The sequence below is a fragment of the Streptomonospora nanhaiensis genome (genome assembly GCF_026642255.1).
Lineage (GTDB): Bacteria > Actinomycetota > Actinomycetes > Streptosporangiales > Streptosporangiaceae > Nocardiopsis > Nocardiopsis tropica.
Map to the genome: position 1 here is coordinate 2,457,683 of NZ_CP113264.1, position 22,870 is coordinate 2,480,552.

The window sequence follows — 22,870 nt, forward strand, 5'->3', positions numbered from 1 at the left end:
CCAGGCCGGGTGGCTTCCGCTGCCCGGCCTCGCGGGTCGTGGTGGCGTCCAGAGCTCAAGATCCTGAAAGACTGAACCCATGCAGGACGACCGGTTCTCGCTCACCCGGGTGCGATTGAAGCACTACAGGAGCATTGCGAAGACCGACGTCGGGCTCGGCGATCTGCTCTTCCTGGTGGGCCCCAACGGCTCGGGCAAGAGCAACTTCCTCGACGCGCTGAGACTGCTCTCCGAAGCTCTCCAGACGTCACTCGACCAGGCCTTGCGCAGTCGGGGCGGGGTGGCGGAGGTACGTCGCCGTTCCACCGGTCATTCGAACCACTTCGGTATCGACCTGGAGTTCCGGGGGCCTGACTTCTCGGGCTCGTACGGCTTCGAGGTCGGCGCTGTCCAGGGCGGCGGTTTCAGGATCACTCGCGAGGAGTGCCGCGTCCACACCACCGGTGAGGGCGAGTCCCGACACGGATACTTCAAGATCCGAGGAGGGAAGCTGGCGGAGCAGTCGGAGCCTGTCATGCCTCCCCCGGGTGAGAAGCGGCTGTACCTGGTTTCCGCTGCGGGTATCGGCATCTTCGAGCCGGTCTTCGAAGGCCTCGCCGGCATCAACGTCTTCAGACTCAACCCCGACGCCATGCGAGATCCCCGGACACCGGACTCGGGGGAATTCCTCCGCAGGGACGGGTCCAACGTCGCGAGCGTTCTGCACCGGCTGGAGAACACCGCGCAGGGCCGTATCGAGGACTACTTGCGGCACATCGTTCCCGGGATGCGCGGGATGTTGCGCAAGGACCTCGGCAACTGGGAGACCCTGGAGTTCGCCCAGGACGTCCAAGGCTCTGACAACCCGTGGCGTTTTCCGGCCCGGTCCGTCTCCGACGGCACCTTGCGTGCTCTGGGGGTCCTCGTCGCGCTCTTCGCCGACACCGGGCCCACACTGAGCACCATCGGGATCAAGGGACCTGAGAGCACTCTGCACCCAGCGGCTGCCGGTGTGCTCCTGGACGCCCTGCGCGATGCCAGCGAACGACGGCAGGTCATCATCACCAGCCACAGCCCGGACCTGCTGGACCGGGACGACTTCGGGACCGAAGAGCTCTGCGCGGTCCGTTCCGTGGGAGGCGAAACGAGGATCGGCCCGCTTGACACGGTCGGCGCCATGGCGATGCGCCAACACCTCTACACCCCGGGCGAACTGCTCCGCACCGACCAGCTGCTCCCCGAACCGGAACCGCTCTCCCCGCGGTTGAAGGGGAACTGAATGCCGCAGGTGACGATTGCCCCCATCGTCGAGGGCCATGGAGAGATGCCCGTGGTCCGCAGCCTCATCGACCGGATCAGTCGTGGACCGATCAGCACCTACGTCGAGGTGACTCAGCCGCTCCGGCTCGCTCCGGCGAAGATGCGCAAACTCGAGGAGCTGGCCAAGGCGATCAGGTTCCAGTCAGCGCGGGTTCGAGACCGCGGAGGTGTCCTCGTCCTTCGTGACGGCGACGGCTCCGACATCACCTGCCCGGTCGAACTTGCTGCGTCCTTTGCCCCGGAGCCGGACCTGGTCACCGTGCCCGTGGAAATCGTGATCGCCCGCCATGAGTACGAGGCATGGTTTCTGGCCGCCGCAGAATCCCTGCGCTCGCACCCCTCGGTCCACGATGACGCGCAGGCTCCTGAGGACCCTGAAGGCAAGCGCGACGCCAAGACTCAGCTGCGCGGCATCATGAACGAGTCCGACAAGAAGACCCTCCACCAGGCGAAGTTCACCGCTGTGATGGACCTGAACCTGGCAGTGGAGCGAAGCCGATCCTTCCGCCGCATGGTCAACGCGATCCGCTCCCTGAGCGGGTAGGGCCCCGAAGAGAAGTGGAAGTGTGCCTCGACCTGAACCGGGCCAGGCACCGCCGGCAGTACGCCGCTCTCCAGATGAGTCGCCCGTCTGGATGGAGATCCCCCAGAGGCCCGTTGCCCCCGAGAACGTCGGTCGGAACGCTCGGACGTGCTCCCGATGCCGCGTCAACGACCCGAACCTGACGACGGGCTTCCACCACCGCCGCCAAGTCTGCGCCGGACGTGACCGCCCTTCGGTCACCGGGTGGCCGTCGACCTTTGCCCGAGCTCCTCACCGGTGACACCCCCGCCAACAGTCATGAGTGTGTTGGCAGGGAGCGATCAACCGCCGTTGCCGGGTGCAGGTCTCCGGAAGCTCTGCCGAGTACACCGGAGTCGTTGAGCGAAGTCAACTTCGCCACTAAAGATTCTCAATGAAGCGCCCTTGTGCGAGTTGCGTGATGCGAGTCACATGCGTTGTGCTCGAGAATCTTCCTCGCCCCCAGGCTGCTTGGTTATTTGATGTGCTTGTGTTGCTCAGTGTCCGATTTTCTCAGCCTCGTTGGGCGTGAAGCTTCTCGAGTGCGCCCTCCTTTCGTCGCCCTGCAGTGAATCGAAGCTAGCTTTGCTAGTTTTCTGCTGCTAGCCTGAGGGTGTGGTCGAAGCCGAAGTGGTCCATCGGTTCCGAGTCCCGGCGTCCGGTCTTGCACCGGCTCTGTCAGTCGATATCACCGCACCGTCCCGCACGGTTGATGCCCCGAAGGGCGATGCGGGTCAACTCCCCGTGACTATCACGGAGAAAGAAAGGAATCGCGTGATCAACACTCCCGATGAACAGGATGCCCCGGTTTGTGGAGGCAGGACGGGAAAGCTGTCCCGCCGGATGCGAGGTGTGCTCCTCATCGTCGTACTCCTCATCGCCGGTGTCATCGGCGGTGCCCACGAGAACCCGGTGCCCTTCCTCGGCGCGTTGATCGTCTACGTGGTGGACAACGTCTCGCTGGAGGCCAAGGGTAGGGCCAAGGAGTTCCTCGCCGATATGCTCCAGTCGCTGATCGGATGCCGGGCCTGCCCGGCTTGACCCTCTGGGGGTGCCCCTCACGGGGCACCCCCTCACTTCGTCGACAAGGGAGAAGAGAACCTGTGCGATCGTCAGGAGGCGCGGTCCCGGTGCGATCCTCGCTCGGTGAGATCGCGGAGATCAAGGCCGGACCTTCGGGAGCCCGTCTCAAAGAACTCGGTGACCATCCTCGCGGGGTTCCCGTCATCACACCCTCCGACTTCACCGTCGATCACCGTGTCAGTCCCTTGCATGTGCGCCGCGTCCCCGAGGAGGCGGGTCAGCACCTGGAGGCGTATCGGCTGCGTGCCGGTGACCTGCTCGTCGTCCGCCAGGGCACTCTGGGGCGACTTGCCGTCATCGGTCCGGCTCAGGAGACATGGGTTTACGGTTCCTCCTGTTTGCGAGTGCGTTTGAAAGACGGGGTCGAAGTGACCTCTGAATACCTGGCCGCTTACCTGTCACAACCCCAGACCGTGGAACGGCTGAAGGGGACCGCCCTGTCCGGGACGATTCCCTCCTTCAACGCCGGAGCCCTTCGCAGCATGGAGGTCGTTGTGCCCCCGCTCAGCCGGCAAGGCCGAATCGTGGAGGTTCTGGCCGACATGGACGAGGCCATCGCGGCCAAGATCGCCGTCGTGGAACGCATGGAAGCTCTGCGCCCTTCTGTTTTTGCCGCCCTGCTCGAAAGGGAATCCGTATGAGTGGCACCAATGTGGAGGCCGCGGACGCCGAGGAACTGCTGCGGATCGCCGAAAGACTCGCGGGTAAGGGTCAGGTAGCTCCCACCCGGGCGATTGCCGCCATGCTCGTATTGGGGTCGGAAGCCAATCAGGAGAACTTCGATGACCTCTGGGACGTGGAGGCGCCTCGGAGCCGATTGGCCAGTGCGATCGAACCTTCCTCCTTGCGTGGGGCAGGCTCCTTGCAGGCCGCCTGGGAGGACTGGCTGCGTGTGGGAGGACGCGCAGACCTGTTTGCGGACGAGACGCCCTTCCGTGAGTTTCCGGTGGGACGCCTGAAGGAGGCTGCGAAGGCCGTCCACGACCTGGTGGATCGACGGTCGAGGGACGATGGGACCCACATCGGTCACGTATTTGATCGCTTTCTGAGCCTGGTCGGCGAACGCAGGGGAAAGTCGAGTGGTGAGTTCACCACACCCAGGTCGGTCAACGAACTCATCATCCGTCTGGCTGAACTACGTCTGGGCATGGTCGTAGGTGACTTCTACGCGGGTGTCGGAGGAACGCTGGTCGCGGCGCTGGCTCAGGTGGGGGTTCCGGCCTGGGGGGAGACACCCATCAGCGGAGCCGAACTCAATCGGGAGATCGTGTTCCTGGCCAGGATCAACCTTCTCCTCCACGGCGCGGATCCCGGCCTCATCCGCAACGAGGACACCCTCACCTCATGGCGGCCCACGGACGACCAGGGCAGGAGTTTCGACAGGATTCTCTCCAATCCACCTTTCTCCCTCTACTACGACGAGGACGAGTACCGAGCCCCGCGAGACCTGCTCGGCCGTACACCGAGCAGTAAGTCCGAACTGATGATGCTTCAGCAGATGCGGGCGTCGATCAGGCCGGGAGGGCGCGTCATCATGGCGATGGCTCACGGCCCGCTCTTCCGCGAGGGGCAGGAGAAGTCCATCCGCCGCCTGCTTCTGGAGCGCGGGGATATCGAGGCCGTTGTCGGTATCGGCCCCAACCTCTTTCATGGGACAGCCATTCCGGCGTGTCTTCTCGTGCTCAGGTGCACGGGCACCACTCAACCGACGCCACCCGGTGTTCTCTTCATCAACGCAGAGAGAGAAGTTCTCACGGGACGCAACCAGAACCGATTGGAGCCACGCCATATAGAGAAGATTGCCAGGGTGTTCCACCAACGGGCAGAGCTTCCTGGCTTCTCCGCCGTGATCTCGTTCGAGGACCTCGCCCGAAACTCCTACAACCTCAACATCCGCCGGTATGTCGAACCCCTCGCCGAGGACGCGCCTGTCCTCGATCTCGGGGCCATGGTGAACGGAGGGGTTCCCCCGTATGAAGTAGAGATCACCCGAAAAAGGTTCGCCGCATTCGGCTTGGCTCCTGACGATCTTTTCCATCGACGAGCCGACGGCTACCTGGCTCCTTCAAATCAGGGCGGTTTCGCCGACGTGGTCGAGCGCCTTCCGGATTTGTGTGCCCCAGCGGAAGAACTGGTCACATCGGAGCACGATCGCTCTTGGCCCGAGATCGTCCGAAAGGCACATCCGCCCACGGCGCGCCCTACATTCGATGCCTTTCGACAGTCCCTGGTCGACGGTTTCTGTGCACGTCTCACAGAATCTGGGGTGCTGGACGAGTACGAACTCGCCGGTGTGTTCGCGCAATGGTGGGCCGAGTACGCCCAGGAGATCCAGGCAAGGTTCCATGACGATCGTCAGGAACTTTTGGACTGTCTTGGTCGGCGGCTCGCAGTGCCGCTGAGGGATCAGATCAAGGAGTTGGTCAGGCTTCGACAGAGGTCGCTCGAGGACACCGTTCGTAACTGGGGCGAACGCTACGGACAACCTTTGAGCCACTTGCTGGAACAGAGCGAAACGGCTGATCGCAGGTTCGCCGCGAGGCTTCGGGAACTGGGGTTGGATCTGGGGGGAAACCCTGATGAGAGGATCATCGACACTCGAACTGACGTGAGCAATGCCTGATCGAGACTGTGGTCGGCGACCGAAACGGTGGGTATGAAGCAGATCCTGCTGAAACATACCCTGCCCGTGGGAAAGCGGCCTGAGGTGGTCGAAGTGCTGTTCACCGAGGGAGGGTTCGTCCGGGTGGTCGCCCACTTGAATCGGGCGACCCGGACGGGCTCGGGAACCTCGTCCAGGAGGCGGTAGCTGACGGCGGTCGAGCAATCGCCCGCCGCCCTTCTTGCTCAGCGGTTCCGTCGAGGCCTGCCCTCGGTGAAGGGTGATGCTGTTTCGCCGGTGCGAAGAGCTCTGGTGGGCATCAGGACTTGGCTGCACATGTCCTCACCGCTATCCCCTGCGACACACGTCGGTCACCTCCGCGCCGAGCTTCGGCACGTCTGTGTCACCGATCGGTCACAGCACAGTGGCCGCCCGTCGGATACCGAGTACCACTCCTTCCGTGAAAGGAAGAGCGGAGACGCCGACACTTCCTGTCGGTTCCCCCACCCCCTTCACGGAGGTCCCATAGCGCACAACCACTCCTGCGCGCACGCCAAGAACCCCGGCTGTGCGTGTTCCGGTTGTGCCGGCAGCCTGCACGGTTGGCCCGCGTACTTCGACCGCGCCGAAGCCCCCGAATCCGAACGCGAACGGTTCCGCCGTCACACCGACCTGGAGTGGCTCACAGTGCTCGGAACGGGTAAGCGGCAGCAGAGTCGCTTGAAGAACCCGACCCTGCGGATGAAGAAGGCCGCGAACAACAGCGCGGTTGCCGACGCGCTCACCTGGCTCGCCCACGACCCCGACCGCATCGATCGGGGGCGCAAGCTGGGCCAAGGGCTGTACAAGGAGGCACTACCGGAACTGCGTGAGCACGCCGGTCGCCACGCATCACAATTGCCGGACCTGAAAGAGCTGGACCGTATCCTTCCCGGTCACTTCTGGTGCTCCCTCCTGGTCCAGCTCTCGGGTGCGGGAGATACCGTCCAGCGTTACTCGGACCGGGTCCCCCAACTTGCCGCGGAACTCCTGTTCGAGGGCGAGAGGCCACCAGGCTGGGGCGAGGTGCAGGACCACGTGGCGGAGGTCGCGCTGACCGCGGTCTGGAAGTGCGCCGGGTACGTTCTCCTCGGTGATTTCGCCAACCTCGTCCGCCTCATGCGGTTCATGTCGTTGTTCATCTGCCCCAACCCAGCCCGCCACCCGCTCATCGTCCGACGTGGCTTCCTTCCCCTGGACGAAGGTGTACTCGCCGAATCCACCCTGACCAGGCTGCAGCAGGCCTACTCGACCAACCCCGCGCCCTGAGACCGGGTGTGCGCCCCTGCCTGTCGGCCTCCAGTCGTTGAGCGGACACCTCGGGTTCCCGCCTTCCACAGGGCGCCAACGGCTCCGGGACCCGAGGCCGCCCCGTGTCCCTGACGGCCAGCCGACAGCCACAGCTCTCTCCGGATCCGGGAGTATGCGCTCGGGCGCGGTGCTTCGGAATCTGTCACATGCGTTGAGTCGATAAGAGCGACAACCAGGCTGCCGGGCATACCGAGCGCAGGCGGATCGCTCTGAGGCTCTTTTTCTTTCGGTCCGAACCTGACACTCGGGAAAATCGAACGCATGTTTGGTATTTTGATGGATTGGCTGTTTTGGGTGGTGCTGAAGGGAGTGGTGTTGCTGCTGTTTTCGGGAGTCGATTTCGCTTGAAAAATAAACCACCTCCTCGGGATTGATTAATTCCCGCGCGCCTTCGAGACTCTTGTTGCCGTGTTCCCTGCCCCGCTCACGACCTGGCCGGAGGCCCTTCGATGCCGGTTGTCCCCCGCCGCCATCCCTTTCCGTCCGTCCGAAGCATGGGCGCCCTCCTGCCGGAGGACATGCTCGTTCGAGTGGGGGAGGGGAGGGGAATCCCGGGTGGAACCCCCGCCGACTACGGCGTGGTCGGTGCCAGATCGGTCTCGGACGAGGCCGAGAGGCACTGGGACTACCTCCTCGGCGCCTGGCGCGAGCTCCGCCGCAGGCTCCCGCCGACCGGCGAGGGAGAGAACCGGTCCGACCCGACGGGCTCGGCTGTCCACCAGTGGATCGCTCCGCTCCTGGAGGAGCTGGGCTTCGGACGTCTCGGTGCTCTTCGGATCGAGGGCATTCGCGCCGATGACGACCCTGGGCGGCTCTTCCCCGTGGGCTACCGGTGGCAGCATGTCCCGATCCACGTCGTGGCCTGGGGAAGCGGCCTGGACAGGCCGGAGCGGCGGGGCATCCCCTCGCCCCGGTCCGTGCTCCAGGAAGCGCTCAACAGCACGCGGGCACATCAGTGGGGAATGCTGACCAACGGCCGGGCCGTTCGGTTGATGCGGGACTCCAACACCTTTTCCATGTCCGCGTACGTGGAATTCGATCTCGAAGCGATTTTCGACGGCGAGCTCTTCAGTGACTTCGTTTTGCTCTACCGCATGCTCCACGCCTCGCGTTTCGAGGTGGGAGAGGGAGAGACGCCCTCATCCTGCTGGATGGAGAAGTGGCGTGTCGAAGCGGCCCGATCCGGTGTCCGCGCCCTGGACGCGCTCAGGGACAACGTCGAGTGTGCCCTGACCGCTCTGGGCACGGGTTTCCTACGCCACCCGGCCAACAGCGCCCTCCGCCGGCGCACCGACGCCGCCACCCTGCACCGGGCCCTGCTCCGGCTCACCTACCGTCTGCTGTTCTGGTTCGTCATCGAGGACCGGGACCTCCTGCACCCGCCCGGAGCCGATGAGCGGACCCGTGAGCGCTACGCCGCCTACTTCTCCTCAGCCCGACTGCGCCGTCGTGCCCGGGCGAGAGCGGGTACTTCCCACCACGACCTGTACGAGACCCTGCATGTCGTGCTCGATGCGCTCGGTGACGAGGAGGGCCGTCCCGAACTGGGGCTCTCCGGCCTGGGCGGGCTGTTCACACACACCCGCGACGACGAACTCCTGAAGGGACTGCACCTGGCCAACCACGCCCTGCTGGAGGCGGTGCGCCACCTGACCCAGGTATGGGATCCGCGGAGCCGGCGGTGGCGCGTGGTCGACTACGCCTCGCTCTCCGCCAGGGAACTGGGCAGTGTCTACGAGGCGCTCCTGGAGACCGTGCCCGAGTACGACGTCGCCGAGCAGTCCTTCATCCTCGTCGCACGTGCTGGCAACGAGCGCAAGAGGACCGGCGCCTACTACACGCCGACCTCTCTCATCGAGCGCCTCCTGGACTCCACTCTCGATCCGGTTCTGGACGATGCGGTCAAACAGGGCGAGGCCAAGGCGGCCGGGTGGGGTGAGGTGGACGCCGGCGAGACCATAGCCGAGGAACTGCTCTCGGTGACCGTGTGCGATCCGGCATGCGGCTCCGGCCACTTCCTGGTGGCTGCGGCCCACCGGATCGCCAAACGGGTTGCCGCGGTGCGCGAGCACACCCCCGAACCGTCGGAGGAGGCTTTCCGCCGCGCCATGCACGAGGCCGTCGCCCGCTGCCTGTACGGCGTCGACATCAACCCCATGGCGATCGAACTGGCCAAGGTGGCGCTGTGGCTGGAGGGGATGGAGCCCGGCCGCCCCCTGGACCTGCTCGATCCCCACCTCAAACATGGCAACGCCCTTCTCGGCGCCACCCCGAAGCAACTGCGTGAGGGTGTTCCCGACGCCGCTTTCGTCGCGGTGGAGGGGGACGATCCCAAGGTCGCCACCGCGCTCATGCAGGCCAATGCCCGTGAGCGCGAGGGGCAGGCCACCCTTTTCGACACCGGGGACGGGGCGGTCAAGGTCGCCAACACCACTTTCGCCGAGGGCCTGAACGAGATCTACGCGATCCGCACGGGAAGCCTGCGCGACGTCCACCGCCAAGAGAAGGTGTACGAGGTCTGGCGCCGGTCGCTCGAGTACCTGTGGGACGTGCACGTCGCCGACGCCTGGTGCGCGAACTTCATGTGGGAGAAGACCGCGGAAACCCCGTATCCGGTGACGGCCGAGAATTTCCGGGCCATGGACGACCCTCAAAGGGCCGCGGCCTCGGCCCGGACCCACGAGGAGATCGCCCGCCTGCGCGAGCGCTACCGCTTCTTCCACTGGCACCTGGAGTTCCCCGACGTGTTCCGGGTGCCCGAGGACGGTCTCGGGGTGGACCCGGAGATGGGATGGGATGGTGGCTTCGACGTCGTGCTGTCCAACCCGCCCTGGGACAAGGTCGACTTCGAGGACAAGAAGTACTTCGCGGTGGCAGAACCTTCCATCGCGCTCATGACCGGAATGGCGCGCAGGCGGCGTATCACCGAGTGGCAGGAGGACTTTCCCGAGGCGGGGGAGCGCTATCGGCAGGCGCGGCGCCAGGTGAAGGCCACTTTCCACTTCGCGGCGAGGTCCGGTTCCTACGCGCAGTGCTCGAAGGGTCTGAGTGTGAAGGGGGTGACCACGCTACAGACGGATCATCTCTTCCTTGAACGTTTTACCGCCGTCGCACATCGTCAGGGAAGGGTCGGAGCGGTTGTTCCCACTGCGGTCGCCACCGGGGCGGGTGGGCAACACCTCTTCCGAAGCCTCGTCGACCGGAAGTCGCTGGCCTCGCTGTACGACTTCGACAACACCGAAAAGATCTTTCCCGCTGTTGACGCACGACACAAGTTCTGCCTTCTGGCGTTGGTGGGCAGGAGTGCGCCGGTGCCCGTGGCCAGGATCGCCTTCCTTCTCAGTCAAGCGGCAGAGATCGACGACGCTCGCAGGGTGTTCGAGCTCAGCCCGGAGGAGGTCTCCCTACTCAACCCCAACACCGGAACCCTGCCGGTCTTCCGCTCCCGCCGTGACGCCGACCTCACCACATCCGTCTATCGTCGGTTCCCGGTTCTGTGGGACGAGTCCAAGCGGGACGGTAACGCTTGGGCAGTGCGCTTCAAAGCGACGCTCTTCCACATGACCGACGACTCCGGCCTCTTTCACACACGGGAGGAACTGGAGGTCGATGGTTGGGAGTCGGAGGGCAACACCTTCGTGCGGGACGGTGAGCGGATGCTGCCCTTGTACGAGGGCAAGATGGCCCACCACTTCGACCACCGGTGGAACAGTTTCACCGGGACGGGAAGTGACAGCGTTCGGTCTCTGTCCCCTGGGGAGAAGTGCGATTCGAGCGTGGTCGCCCGGCCCCGTTACTGGGTGCCCGAACACGACGTGCCGACCGGCGGGACCGATCGCGCGGGGCGGCCCTCCGTTCAGGAGGGGGTGGCCGCAAGATTGTCCGCCGTGGGTTGGGACCGGGGATGGCTCTACGGGTGGAGGGATGTCTGCCGGGCCACGGACGAACGCACTTCTATCCCGGCGATGCTGCCCCGCGGCGGTGTCGGGCACACCTTTCCGCTGATGCTCTCATTGAAAGGCCCGGGACTTGTAGCAGCGTTGTGTGCCGTCCAGAGCTCCCTGGTCTTCGACTACGTGAGCAGGCAGAAGATCAGCGGCATCCACATGGCCCTCTCGACCTGGAAACAGCTGCCTGTCCCTCTTCCCGCCGACCTGGAGCCGCACACCGGTTTCCTCGTCCCCCGGGTACTCGAACTCGTCTACACCGCTCACGACATGGAGCCCCTGGCCCGGGATCTGGGCCATGAAGGCCCACCATTTCAGTGGGACGCGGAGCGCAGGGCCCTCATCCGCGCAGAACTGGACGCCTACTGCCTCCACCTCTACGGCATAGGCCGTGAGGACGTGGACTACATCTTGGAGACCTTCCAGACCGGCAGGGGCGGGCTGAAGAACAATGAGATCGTCCGGTACGGCGCCTATCGCACCAAGGACCTCGTGCTGGAGGCCTTCGACCGGATGGCTTCGGCAGGCGTCGCCCTCGACCGACCGTTGCGGGACGGTCGGGAGTACACCTCGGTCCTCAGCCCTTGGCCGGGGCGCCACGCCCGCTGAGGCAGGCCGGCCGGAACTGTGGTCGTGCTCCTCTGTGGAGAGATTGACGTGGGAGGTCGACATCCCCCTTGTCGATTCGCGGGCACCGTGGTCGGCGCATCGATAGTCGTTCCGCCGTCCTGGGATGAGACCCCATGGGCTCCACCGATAGAGGCTCCTCTGCGGAAGTAGAGCCCATGGGATCTTCGGCGTAGCCTGCGGCGCCCTACCGCAGGTCCTGGAGGAGCACCCCGTCCCGGACACGGCGCCACTGGATCCACCCGTTGATCGCATGCCCGGAAAGGGCCTGGGCTGCGCCGGACGGCGTCTTGAAGGGAGGAACGTCCTCCTCGTCGAGGCGCATCCGCCCTCCGGCGGTCACGGTGGCGAGGTGGGTCCTGCCGAGCCTGGGCCGTGCCCAGACCAATTTCTCTCCGACCGTGAGGTCTCCCTTCCTGATCATCTCGGCCAGGGCGCCTATGTCGTGTTCGTTGTCCGAGACCGCGGGAGATGCCAGAGGCACGGACGGGGCCTCCTTCGTCGCCTTGGCGCGAACGTTGAGTTCCAGCACGCGCCGCAGCACGTCGTTGGGGGTGTCCACGAAAGGCTGCGCGCGCCTCTGGAGTTCCGCGAACACGTCGCTGTCGACCCGGATGACCTGGGACATGGAATTCTCGCTCCTTCTGGGGGAGGCGGGTGGAACTCGCTGTGGACCGACAACGGTCGCCCCGACCTCTGTGATGCTGTAGATGTTACAGGAAAAGTTTTCTGTAGTGTGAGCCTCGCCGATATCGGCAAGTCGCCCCCGGGAAATCCGGGGAACGGGAACCTTCTGTCGGGCGTGTGCGTCATACTCAACACAACGTGCTGTTAACTATGCTCACAGACTTTACGGTCCTGTTGACTGAACATCAAGGAGAGTGGCTCGTGTACCTGGAGCAGCTGCACATCAAGGGCTTCCGTTCGGTCGCCGATGCGGAGGTCTCCCTGCGTCCGGGGGTGACAGTCCTCGTAGGGGAGAACAACGCCGGCAAGTCCAACGTCATGGACGCCATCAGGCACCTCACACCACCGCTCGACGGCCGACGCGATCTCCATCTTCGCGCCGAGGACCTCCATCGCGACGGTTGCGTGGAGGCGAAGCACACCTCGAAGTGCCGTTCCGCCGTGGAACTCTCGGCGCGCTACGCCTCCGCGGACGTCGCCACGCTCGCCGTCTTCGACCAGGCGCTCGACGAGGGCGCCGGTTCCCTCAGCCACCACCTCACCTACGCTCCCCCTCGGTGGGGGCAGCAGAGGGGCAAGGTGTCCTGGCGTACGGGGGATGCCACTACCGCTGATCCGGATCCCGATCCGGTGGCCCGGGAACGCATCCGCCACCTGTACCTGCCACCCCTGCGCGACGCCCAACGCGAACTCGCCTCCGGGAGCGGCGGCATGATCCAGTACCTCGTCGAGAGCCAGTTCGCGGACGAAAGCCAGAGCAGGGACTTCCAGAACGCGCTCCAGAAGCACTTCAAGGAGATGGAGAAGGTTTCGCCTTTGCCCCAGTCCCTCGGATCGCTCCAGAAACGCCTCAGCGGTCTCACCGAAGGTGCCCGCCACCAGCAGGCCGGGCTCGGTTTCGCCGACGTGTCGATCGGCTCGGTGATCCGCTCCTTGCGGCTGCGCATGGAGCAGCAGGGAGTGGACGTGCAGGCTCTCGCGTCCAGCGGTCTGGGCTACGCCAACCTGCTGTTCATGTCCGCCGTGTTGGCCAAGCTCGACAAGGCCGCAGAGGCGGACCTGACCCTGTTGCTGGTCGAGGAGCCTGAAGCCCACCTGCACCCCCAGCTCCAGAGCATCCTCATGCAACACCTGGCTGCCGAGGCCGAACGAAGCAGGGAACAGGTCACGGCGGGCACATCCTGGCTGGGACGCGTGCAGGTGGTCGTCACCACCCATTCGCCGTACATCGCCACGGCCACCGATCCGGAGAACCTCGTGGTACTCCAGCGCCACGGGCAGCAGGTCCCCGACACGGACAGCGCCGGTCAGGAGAAGGGGAGCGGACCCGAGGAGGCGGAGAGCAGTCAGGCAGAACCTCGGCGAAGGTACTTCACCACCGGTGCCGCAGTGGCCAACATGTCCCTGTCCCCTCACGACAGGTACAAGATCCGCCAGTACCTCAATGCCACGCGCAGCACCATGCTCTTCGGCCCCAGGGTGCTCCTCGTCGAGGGGATCGCCGAAGCGGTCCTCCTGCCGGAGCTGGCCCGCACGCACCTGTCCCAGGCGCGTCAGCAACGCTTCCTGGGCACCGCTCTGGTGCCGATCGACGGCACACACTTCACGACCTACCTCAACATCCTGCTGTCGGCGGACACCGTCACCCGGCAAAGGATCGCTCGCCGGGTCGCAGTGGTCACCGACGGGGACAACGGAAGCGATCGCCCGCAGAAACTCCGCATGCTGATCGACGCGAAGGCCGGACCCCAGGTCGCCCGGGTCTTCAACAACGAGACCACGCTGGAGCCCGCGCTGCTCCAGGCCGGTGGCCACAACCGGGCTCTGTTCGAAGAGGCCTGGAGCCACCAGCGCCCGAACAGCAGCACCGCGGACTGGGCGGAGATCGACACCATGGCAGGGGCCGTACAGGCCGATTTCCTGATGGGGAAGTTCAAGAGCCTGAAAATCAGCAAGGGCACCTTCATCCAGGACCTGGTCGCCTGCTCGGCTGCGCAGAAGGAACATAAGGAGAGACTGGTCGCCCCGACCTACCTGCACGAAGCGCTCACGTGGATCACCGAGGAGGACCACGATGTCCGCTGACAACCAGAATCGGGCAAGGGCCGCCCAGCAGGCCGCTGTGCGACTGGCCGTTCCTGCAGGAGGAGTGGTCGAGATCCGGGCCTGCCCCGGAGCGGGCAAGACCCGCGTCATCGTCGAGAGACACCTGACCGTCCCCGTTCCCGCGCGCAAGGGCCGCGCCGTGGTCTCCTTCACCCGGGTGGCCGGGCGCGAGATCCGCAGACGCTGCCACGAGGAGGGACGGGACGAACTTCTGGAATCCCCTCACTTCGTGGGTACGCTCGACACCTTCCTGTGGCGCCACCTGGTCCGCCCCTACCTTTCCAGGAAGCCTTCGGACCGTGTCTGGACCCGCCTGGAGTCGTGGAGCAAGCTCCCGCTGGCGCGTCACAAGGGGGTGAGCCTCGACGACTTCGACTACGCCTTCGATGCCCGGAGCGGCCTGCACATCGGTAGAGCGACCCTCCGGGGAAGGACTGCGAAGGGTCGGGAGTTCTCGGAGTCGGAGCGGCGGATCCTGGAACCGTGGGCGACCACGACCATCAGAGCACTCTGGGAAAAGGGCTACTTCACGGGCGACCTGATGCGAGACGCCGCACTCAACCATCTCCAGGACCCCGCACTCGGCGCACTCATTTCCACCATCGTGACCAGTCGGTTCGCCGAGATGATCGTCGACGAGTCCCAGGACTGCTCCAAGGAGGACCGCGCGATCCTGCACCATCTGAGCGCTGCCGGGCTACCCCTGGTCCTGGTCGGAGATCCTGATCAGAGCATCTACGGATTCCGGAGCAAATCGACGGGGCGGCCGGCCCTGCCGGAGCTCGTGATCAACGATCGCAAGGAACTCACCCACAATTGGCGCAGCAGTCAGACGGTGTGTGACCTTGCGGCCGGCCTGCGAGTGCACGAACGTCCCGCTGACATCGCGACCGGTCTCGACTCCGCCTCTGGCCCTCCTGTACTCCTCCTGCCTCACGAACGCGGAGCAGGTGCAGAGGCCGACTTCGCCAAGGAGGCGGAGCGGCTCGAAATCCCGGTGAATGAGCGGATGCTCCTCGCCTACAACGGGTCGGCCCTCCCCACCCGAGTGGGTGGCACGCGCCGCCCGCCCCACAGCTCCCCGCTGGGACGGTTGCTCTGGTCGGTGGGGACCCTTCGCTCGGGCGAGTCACCCGCGGCCAGGAGAGCCGATGCGTTCGGGCTTCTCAAGGAGTGCCTTCTGGATCACTGGGGCCTGGAAGGAGGTGGTACCGAGCGTGAACGCCTGGCCATGGCGAACGTGGAACCGGTCGAACTGATCCGGGCGGCATCCAGGGTGCTCCGCGAGCTACCGCCGCTCGACGACCGCACCACACGGGTGTGGAAGGAAGAGGCGATGAAAACCCTGTCCGCCTTGGACCGCCCTTCCGTGCACCCGAGGCGAGTGGTGTTCGACAGCGCTTGCCCGAGGGGCACCTCCTCGGCGCCGGTCTACAAGACGGCCGGGTTCACCGCCGGTGTCACGGGGGCCGAGCCCATCGGTCGGGCCGGCATCATCCACCAGGTCAAGGGTGAGGAGGCTGACGCCGTCCTGGTCGTCATGCCCGGAAACGCCGTTGCCCTGTGGGAGGCGCGAGGGCGTCGGCCTCTGACCCGGGACGAGGCGGAGACGCTCCGGGTGTACTTCGTCGCGGTCACCAGGGCCCGCAAGCTGGTGGGTCTGGCTGTGCCGCCCAACGACCTGGACCGGGCCGCACGGGTTCTTCACCGATACGGTGTGGACCATCGGCGAGTCCGGCAGGAGCCGAGAAAATCCGTGCCTCTTCCGGACGCGCTCTTCGATATCGGCATCCTCTGAACCAGTGGTCCTGCCGGCTTGCCGGATCGGTATGTGAAGAGAGCCGGTTGCCGCCGGCCTCGGAGACTCCGTGCTGTCTTAGAACTGGGGGTTGGTGTCGATACCGCGGCCCCGCCACGGAAGGCGGGGCCGTCACCGGCGGAGGTAGGGGACCTCACCATCTGACGAGAACATCTGGTTGGGCTGTCCCATCGTCCACCTCTGGCGAACAGCCTGCTTCACTCTCTCTGGAGAGCAATGGCTCATGACTCATGTCCTGTCGGTGAGGACACATCCTTTCGAGAGCCGGCGAGTACAGAGGAAGGATCCGATCCATGAGCGTGATCGAGTACGAGGCCAAGGTCCTGGACATTGACGTCGACCACGTGGCTCAGAGCATCCTCGACAAAGGCGGGGAAGACCTGGGCGAGGTGTTGCAGCGCCGCTACGTGTACGACATCGAGCCCGGGGACGCATCGCGGTGGGTGCGCCTGCGCGACACCGGAAGCCAGGTCACGCTCACGGTCAAAGAGATCGACTCCGACGCCATCGGCGGCACCCGCGAGACCGAGACCGAGGTCGGCGACTTCGAGACCGCCAACGCCCTGCTGGGCAAGCTCGGCCACACCCCCAAGGCCTACCAGGCGAACCGCCGCCGAAGCTTCACCCTGGACGGGGCCCAGTTGGAGATCGACTCCTGGCCGCGTATCCCCGCCTACCTGGAAATCGAAGCGGACAGCCGTGCCGAGGTGGTGCGCGTCGCCGCCCTGCTCGGCTACACCAAGGCGGAGCTGACGGGGGAGAACGCCACCAAGGTCTACGCCCGGCACGGCATCGACCTGGCCGCGATAACGGATCTGCGGTTCGAGGGGAGCTGACACCGGAGTGCCGTGTGCCCGCTGTGCGACGGGCACACGGCACGAACCAGTGGTGGAGGACACTGACCAGGCCAGGGCGATGCCCGGGGCCGCACCGATGACCACGGGTGTCCGGCTTCTCCTGCGCCGAACAGCCCCCTGGTCACGGCCGCCGCGACCGGCGTCCTCGCCCACCACCTCGCCGGGTCCCTGCTCCGACCGTCCCTCCCGGTCCGACGCTCGGGGAGGGGCTCCTTCCCGGCCATCGCCCTGGGACCCTGGATCGTCGGTGTCAATTCCGGCCAAGGAATCACGCCCGCCCGCGCGCCCCGACGCTGCGAGGAACGCTCGCGTGCAGCCTCTCGCTCCGGGAACGCCCGCCACATCGGCCCGCACCGTATCCTGGCCCGCCTCGGCGCGGGCGGTATGGACAAGGTGTACCTCGCCCGCACCCCGACAGCCACCTGTGCGCACTGAAGGTCGTGATGGACGACCTCGCCGGGGGCGCCCGTTCTGGCGGGTCCGGGTGGGCGACCACCGGGTGGTGTACACCGTGCACGACGGCCGGTTTCTGGTGCTCGTGCTGACCGTGGCGCACCGCCGCGAGGTCTACCGCGACTTGTGAGCCCCGCCGCGCCGCCCGGGGGCGTGACGGCGGTCGATCTGGTGGTCGCCGTCCGCCCCCAGGCCCACCGAGCACGCCGCGGATGCCTCGGGCGGGGGAGTTCGACGCGCTCGTGGACAGGGTGCGCGAGTGGATCGAACCCGCCTCCATCGCCGTCGCCGCGCGGGCACTGCGCAAGGCCGGTGAGGAGGATTCCGGGGGTGAGGGCGGGGAGCATGCACTCACTCAAGGGGCTGGCGTTCCGCTGTGTCGCCGCCATCGACATCAACGACGGAACCTTGCCCTTCATAAAGGCGGTCACATCCGAAGCTGTGGACCCCCTGCAGTACCGGACCGACCTGATGGCCGAGCGGTGCCTGCTCTTCGTCGCCTGCACCCGTGCGCACGACCACCCGTACGTGTCGTGCATCAGGGAAGCCCAGCCCCTTCCCGGCCGAGGCGGGCATCGCCTGACCTGATCGGGAGAACAAGGCCGTGACGGAAGTGACGGTTGACGACGGTGGGGCGGCCCCCTGAGGACTGCTCCGCTCCGGCCGACAGGTGACCGGTTCCTCGCCTCCGGTCGAGAGGGTCGCTCTCGGAGAGGCGTCGTCGGCTCGGAGGTGGTCGTGTGGGGCAGGAGACCGTGCGGACGCGCGCACGCAGGCGGGGCGACCTGAAGCTCCAGAGACACCCCGTTAGGGCGGAAATTACGCATTGGGCCAGGTCAAAGGTGCGCGATAGGATTGATCTGCTCCCTGCGGAGCAGTCGCGATCGAGGTGCGCCATGGACGATGGAACGGCGGCGGCACCGACCGCCGCGATCGACTTGAGGTCTCGGGTGAAGGGGCCTGTGATCGCCCCTGGGGACGAGGGCTACGCCTTCGCCCGCAGCGTGTGGAACGGGATCATCGACAAGCACCCCTCGGCGGTGGTGCGGGTGGCGGACGAGGACGACATCGCGGCGGTGATCGCCTACGCGCGTGACCACGACCTCCCACTCGCTGTACGGGGCGGCGGCCACGGGGTCTCGGGGAACGGCACGGTCGACCGTGGCATCGTTGTGGACCTGGGTGACTTGAGAACCGTGGAAGTCGACGACGCGCAGAGGGTTCGGGTCGGCGGCGGCGCCACGCTCAGCGACGTCGACAGCGCCACAGCTCCCCAGGGGCTCGCGGTACCCCTCGGCGTCGTCTCGCGGACTGGTGTCGGCGGCCTGACGCTCGGCGGCGGGATCGGCTGGCTCACCCGCTCCTACGGCCTCTCCGCTGACAACCTCCTGGCCGCGGACCTCGTGACGGCCACAGGCGACCGGGTCCGCGCGAGCGACACCGAGAACGCCGAACTGCTGTGGGGCCTGCGGGGAGGCGGAGGCAACTTCGGCGTGGTCACGCAGTTCACCTTCCGCGCCCACCGCCTGCCGACGGAGCTGTGCGCGGTCAACTTCATCTACGCCGAACCGCGGTGGCCCGAAGCCGTGCGCGCGTGGGAGGAGTGGACCCGTGACCTGCCGGACCCGATGCAGTCGATCATGACGTTCATCGTTCCACCGGCCGAACTCGAGGCCGGCGACGAGCCGTTGCTCCTACTGTCCGCGTTCTGGTCGGACCCCGACGACCGTGCCACCGGGGAGCGGCTCCTCGAGGACCTGCGGCGTGCCGTCCCACCCGACGCGGAGGAGGCCGAGACCGACTGGACGGCCTGGCAGTCCGCGGTGGACGTGCTGGGGCGCAAGGGACTGCGCGGGTACTGGAAGAACACCTCGTTCGACACATTGGACGACGCGGTGATCGAGGTCCTGCTGCACCGGGCACGCGAGCAGCGCTGGGTGGGTACCGGTATCGACGTCCACCACATGGGTGGGGCGTTCGCCCGAGTTCCCGAGGACGCGACGCCGTTCCCGGCACGCACCTCGCGCTTCTGGCTGAACGTCTACGGGGCCTGGCCCGATCCGGCCGACGACGCGACGCGCACCGCCTGGGTGCGCGGTTTCGCCCATGAGATGGAGCCGTTCTCCTCGGGCGGGCTGTACGTGAACTTCCTCGGCCGCGACGAGGGGACTGACCGGCACGAGGCGGCGCGGGCGGTCTACGGATCCGAGAAGCTGGACCGGCTCGTTGCACTCAAACGGCGGTACGACCCGCAGAACATCTTCCACCTGAACCACAACATCCCGGTGGAGTGACCGGGGTCCGGGCCACGGCTCCGGATGCTCATGGAAGCCCCGGAGGACCTACAGGAAAAACGGTTCGACCTCCAGGCCCGGTACGGTGCAGACCCGCCATCTGTTGAACGAGCCCAACGGGAGCCCGGCAGCAGTTCGTCGGAGAAGACTTGCGAAGGTGCCGCCCTGACTTCTGCGGTTGAGCTGCAAGAGCGCCGGTGGACCGCCTCGAAGCCGCATACGGTCCGAGCGACCGCGCTTGTCAGCTCCTGCACCTACCGGTGATGTTCGGGCTGCGACTGCGGGTCCGTTCGACTCCGACCACACGCACTGCCCGACGAATTCCCGGCACTGTTCCGTGTTGGATACGACGGAGGCACTGGCGCGGGTACGGGTTCGGCCCCTACCTGTCCTCGCAGCAGCCTGTTCCCACACGATTCCGTCACCTGTGCGCCGAGCACCAACACGACTCTGTCACCACCCGGTCACAGCACAGTGGCCGTCCCTCGGATACCGGATACCGCCCCTCCCATGAGAGGAAGAACGGAGGGTCCCGACATTCCCCGCCGGGTCCCTCGTCGGCATCCCTCTCGGAGGTCCCATGGCGCACAACCATTCCTGCGCGCACGCCAAGAACCCCGGCTGCGCGTGTGCCGGCTGTGCCGGCAGCCTGCACGGCTGGCCAGGCTACTTCGACCGCGCCGAAGCACCTGAACCCGAACGCGAACGGTTCCGTCGCCACACCGACCTGGAATGGCTCTCGGCACTCGGAACCGGTAAGCGGCAACAGAACCACTTGAAGGCTCCGACCCTGCGCATGAGGAAGGCCGCGAACGACAGCGCGGTCGCCGACGCGCTGACCTGGCTCGCCCACGACCCCGCCCGCGTTGCCCGGGGACGCCGTCTGGGCCGCGGGCTGCATGAGGAGGCCCTGCCGGAGCTGCGCGACCACGCTGGTCGCCACTCGGCACAGCTGCCCGACCTGAAAGAACTGGACAGGGTTCTCCCCGGCCACTTCTGGTGCTCCCTCCTGGTCCAGCTCTCAGGTGCGGGAGATACCGTCCAGCGTTACTCGGACCGGGTCCCCCAGGTCGCCGCGGAACTCCTCCTCGATGGCGAGACCCCTCCGGGCTGGGGGCAGGTGCAGGACCACGTGGCGGAGGTCGCACTGACCGCGGTCTGGAAGTGCGCCGGGTACGTCCTCCTCGGTGACTTCGCCAACCTTGTCCGACTCATGCGGTTCATGTCGTTGTTCATCTGCCCCGCCCCCGCACGCCACCCGCTCATCGTCCGGCGCGGATTCCTCCCCTTGGGCGAGGGCGTGCTCGCCGAAACCACCCTGACCCGGCTGCAGCAGGCCTACCTGACCGATTCCGCACCCTGAGGCCGGGTGGCCCGCAGGCCTGCCGGATCGGACACGCACCGTCAGCGCTGACCACAGGTGTCCACCCACCGCCGGTCGCGGCGGCGTTGCGAAACCGTCGGAGCGGAGTCGGCGCAGAATGCCAGTGTGTTCCCCTTGCCGGCGGCCACTCTGCGGAGCGAGTGGTAGCAGTGGCGTACGAAGCAGAGGAGCGAAGGGCTGTTCCCCGACAGCGCCCCCTTCGAGGACTTTCCGGAGGCGCGACTCGGCGAGGTCGCCAGGCTGTCCGTGCCCTTCTCTCCCGGAGCGAGATGCGGAAGAACGAGGTGCGGATCGGGGAGGTCTTCGACCGTTTTCGGAGCCTGGCCGGGGAGCGTATGGGCAGGGCCGGTGGAGAGTTCTTCACCCCCCGTTCCGTGAACGAGCTCATCGTCCGCCGGGCTGACCTGCGCCTGGGCATGCTCGTGGGCGACTTCTACGCGGGAGTCGGTGGAACCCTGGTGACCGCTCTTGCGCGCGTGGGTGCGCCGGCTCTGGAGACTTTCTTGCGCGGGCCTGGACGAGTCTCTGCTCGCCCAGGCCAGGGAGCTGATCCGGACCCGGCGGAAAGCGCTCGTGCACACCGTTCATGCCTGGGGTGAGCACTGTGGGAGCGGAGCGCCGCTGCGGACCGCAGATTTCAGGACAGGCTCAGGGAACTCGGTCTGGACCCGGGCCCGACAGCGGAAAGGGAGGACGGGCTGCTCCGGTGAGGGATTTCCTCCCTTCTCGTCCCGTCAGGTATGGCTGGTCCGCTCCCGCCCTGCTTCTGCAGACGACCTGATGGGAAACGGCGAACACAGGGGCGTCGCACTGACGATGTCATCCACGCCAAGGGTTCGTCCGGAGTGGCCTCCTCCGTGCTCGTGCCGAGGAGGAAGCCGGTGTTGGCGAGAGTGAAGGCCGTGGCCAGTGCCACTCCCAGGAGAAACACGGCTGTCAGCCACTCGCTGCCGTCACCGTGTACGCCACTCCTTCCCCGCTGCGTGTGGTTCCCGGCCCACCGCAGCGCCAGGGGGTCAGAACAGGGCGTGACCGTGGGCCGCCACGAGCGGCGCCAGGTCGGGTGTGCCGAAACGTGTCCGCAGTTCCTTGAAGCGGGTCACCTTGTCCTCGCCGAAGCGGGCGACGGACGCGGCGTAGGAGTCGGCGGAGAAGAACACCGGCGGGTTCCGCTTGCTGTGGAACTTGTCCGCGAACATCACCAGCTCCTCCTCGACCGACTCGGCCAGGTAGTCCGCCTCCGGGACGGGCAGCCCCTGGTCGCGGATGTCCTCGCGGGTCAGGCCCACCCCGGTGTGGTGCGAGCAGAAACGGCACAGTGCCTCGGGCAGCCCCTCCTGGGCGAGGATTTCGTGGCCGAGCACCCCGTGGCTCACGTAGCGCGCGTGGTCGAGCCGGCCGGAGGAGTCGTACAGGCGGTAGACCCCGATGTCGTGCAGCAGGCATCCGGCCCGCACCAGGTCGCGGTCCAGCGCGAGGTCCGAGCGGTCGATGAGCTGCTCGGCGATGGCGCAGACGATCTCGCAGTGGGTGTGGACGAGGTCGAACGCCTCCCGGGTGGGCGCGTACCGTTCGTGCAGCGCACGGATCTCTTCGTCGTTCGGGATCACCATGCTCAGACGGTAACCGGCATGGAGACCGCTCGAGGACGGGGCTGCGACGCGGCGCGCTCGCACAGGCCGGGGTCGGCGCCGGGGTGTGTGTTGTCCCGTGCCAGCTTCTGCGGGGTGATGTGACCCGCCCACGGGCGCGGCGGTGCACGAGGGGCCTCAGAGGCAGTGGCGCACGGTGATCGGATCG

16 protein-coding genes and 1 pseudogene are annotated in these 22,870 nt (G+C 66.4%); 15 read left to right on the forward strand and 2 right to left on the reverse strand.

Annotated features, from left to right (window positions below):
* Positions 1-79 precede the first annotated feature (79 nt).
* From OUQ99_RS10675 to OUQ99_RS10705, 7 genes are all read left to right on the forward strand, one after another.
* Positions 80-1,258 (forward strand): AAA family ATPase, encoded by a 1,179-nt coding sequence (locus OUQ99_RS10675; RefSeq protein ID WP_267949274.1) that lies wholly within the window; start codon positions 80-82, stop codon positions 1,256-1,258.
* Complete coding sequence (locus OUQ99_RS10680) at positions 1,259-1,843, forward strand: DUF4276 family protein (protein WP_267949275.1); 585 nt, start codon at positions 1,259-1,261, stop codon at positions 1,841-1,843. It begins immediately after the preceding gene.
* A gap of 633 nt (positions 1,844-2,476) precedes the next feature.
* Complete coding sequence (locus tag OUQ99_RS10685; protein WP_267949276.1) at positions 2,477-2,902, forward strand: hypothetical protein; 426 nt, start codon at positions 2,477-2,479, stop codon at positions 2,900-2,902.
* Positions 2,903-2,991: 89 nt separating this feature from the next.
* Entirely contained in the window at positions 2,992-3,585 is a 594-nt protein-coding gene (locus tag OUQ99_RS10690; RefSeq protein ID WP_267949277.1) for a restriction endonuclease subunit S, read from the forward strand.
* Positions 3,582-5,567, forward strand: a complete 1,986-nt coding sequence (locus OUQ99_RS10695; RefSeq protein ID WP_267949278.1) for an N-6 DNA methylase — start codon at positions 3,582-3,584, stop codon at positions 5,565-5,567. Before OUQ99_RS10690 ends, OUQ99_RS10695 begins: the two co-directional genes overlap by 4 nt.
* A 699-nt stretch (positions 5,568-6,266) precedes the next feature.
* On the forward strand, positions 6,267-6,854 hold the full coding sequence (locus OUQ99_RS10700) for a hypothetical protein (RefSeq protein ID WP_267949279.1): 588 nt from the start codon (positions 6,267-6,269) through the stop codon (positions 6,852-6,854).
* Between the two features lie 560 nt (positions 6,855-7,414).
* Positions 7,415-11,452 (forward strand): Eco57I restriction-modification methylase domain-containing protein, encoded by a 4,038-nt coding sequence (locus tag OUQ99_RS10705; protein ID WP_267949280.1) that lies wholly within the window; start codon positions 7,415-7,417, stop codon positions 11,450-11,452.
* Positions 11,453-11,657: 205 nt separating this feature from the next.
* On the opposite strand, the gene OUQ99_RS10710 is transcribed toward OUQ99_RS10705, so the two are convergent.
* Positions 11,658-12,098, reverse strand: coding sequence for a hypothetical protein (locus tag OUQ99_RS10710; RefSeq protein ID WP_267949281.1), 441 nt, complete (start codon positions 12,096-12,098; stop codon positions 11,658-11,660).
* 233 nt (positions 12,099-12,331) lie between these two features.
* On the opposite strand from OUQ99_RS10710, the gene OUQ99_RS10715 reads away from it, so the two are divergent.
* The 8 genes and pseudogenes from OUQ99_RS10715 (at position 12,332) to OUQ99_RS31660 (ending at position 21,669) form a co-directional block, all read left to right on the forward strand.
* On the forward strand, positions 12,332-14,242 hold the full coding sequence (locus OUQ99_RS10715; RefSeq protein WP_267949282.1) for an ATP-dependent nuclease: 1,911 nt from the start codon (positions 12,332-12,334) through the stop codon (positions 14,240-14,242).
* Entirely contained in the window at positions 14,232-16,061 is a 1,830-nt protein-coding gene (locus OUQ99_RS10720) for a UvrD-helicase domain-containing protein (protein WP_267949283.1), read from the forward strand. The genes OUQ99_RS10715 and OUQ99_RS10720 overlap by 11 nt, the downstream gene beginning before the upstream one ends.
* Positions 16,062-16,375: 314 nt before the next feature.
* The gene (locus OUQ99_RS10725; RefSeq protein ID WP_267949284.1) at positions 16,376-16,918 is read left to right on the forward strand and encodes a class IV adenylate cyclase; all 543 of its coding nucleotides are present in this window, start codon (positions 16,376-16,378) and stop codon (positions 16,916-16,918) included.
* 445 nt (positions 16,919-17,363) lie between these two features.
* On the forward strand, positions 17,364-17,522 hold the full coding sequence (locus OUQ99_RS10730; protein ID WP_267949285.1) for a type II toxin-antitoxin system RelE family toxin: 159 nt from the start codon (positions 17,364-17,366) through the stop codon (positions 17,520-17,522).
* Between the two features lie 57 nt (positions 17,523-17,579).
* Positions 17,580-17,975 (forward strand): annotated as a pseudogene (locus tag OUQ99_RS31655) (DNA helicase UvrD); the annotation flags it as partial.
* A gap of 379 nt (positions 17,976-18,354) precedes the next feature.
* Positions 18,355-19,686, forward strand: coding sequence for an FAD-binding oxidoreductase (locus tag OUQ99_RS10740; RefSeq protein ID WP_267949287.1), 1,332 nt, complete (start codon positions 18,355-18,357; stop codon positions 19,684-19,686).
* Between the two features lie 580 nt (positions 19,687-20,266).
* Complete coding sequence (locus OUQ99_RS10745) at positions 20,267-21,049, forward strand: hypothetical protein (protein WP_267949288.1); 783 nt, start codon at positions 20,267-20,269, stop codon at positions 21,047-21,049.
* Between the two features lie 290 nt (positions 21,050-21,339).
* Positions 21,340-21,669 carry an N-6 DNA methylase gene (locus tag OUQ99_RS31660; RefSeq protein ID WP_431061496.1) on the forward strand — a complete coding sequence of 110 codons (330 nt, stop codon included), beginning with the start codon at positions 21,340-21,342 and terminating at the stop codon, positions 21,667-21,669.
* Between the two features lie 417 nt (positions 21,670-22,086).
* On the opposite strand, the gene OUQ99_RS10750 is transcribed toward OUQ99_RS31660, so the two are convergent.
* Complete coding sequence (locus OUQ99_RS10750; RefSeq protein WP_267949289.1) at positions 22,087-22,683, reverse strand: HD domain-containing protein; 597 nt, start codon at positions 22,681-22,683, stop codon at positions 22,087-22,089.
* Between the last annotated feature and the right edge of the window lie 187 nt (positions 22,684-22,870).

Coding starts and splice junctions, on each gene's coding strand:
- OUQ99_RS10675 (WP_267949274.1), top strand. CDS start 80: ATGCAGGACGACCGGTTCTCGCTCACCCGGGTGCGATTGAAGCACTAC.
- OUQ99_RS10680 (WP_267949275.1), top strand. CDS start 1,259: ATGCCGCAGGTGACGATTGCCCCCATCGTCGAGGGCCATGGAGAGATG.
- OUQ99_RS10695 (WP_267949278.1), top strand. CDS start 3,582: ATGAGTGGCACCAATGTGGAGGCCGCGGACGCCGAGGAACTGCTGCGG.
- OUQ99_RS10705 (WP_267949280.1), top strand. CDS start 7,415: ATGCTCGTTCGAGTGGGGGAGGGGAGGGGAATCCCGGGTGGAACCCCC.
- OUQ99_RS10710 (WP_267949281.1), bottom strand. CDS start 12,098: ATGTCCCAGGTCATCCGGGTCGACAGCGACGTGTTCGCGGAACTCCAG.
- OUQ99_RS10720 (WP_267949283.1), top strand. CDS start 14,232: ATGTCCGCTGACAACCAGAATCGGGCAAGGGCCGCCCAGCAGGCCGCT.
- OUQ99_RS10725 (WP_267949284.1), top strand. CDS start 16,376: ATGAGCGTGATCGAGTACGAGGCCAAGGTCCTGGACATTGACGTCGAC.
- OUQ99_RS10745 (WP_267949288.1), top strand. CDS start 20,267: ATGGCGCACAACCATTCCTGCGCGCACGCCAAGAACCCCGGCTGCGCG.
- OUQ99_RS31660 (WP_431061496.1), top strand. CDS start 21,340: ATGCGGAAGAACGAGGTGCGGATCGGGGAGGTCTTCGACCGTTTTCGG.
- OUQ99_RS10750 (WP_267949289.1), bottom strand. CDS start 22,683: ATGGTGATCCCGAACGACGAAGAGATCCGTGCGCTGCACGAACGGTAC.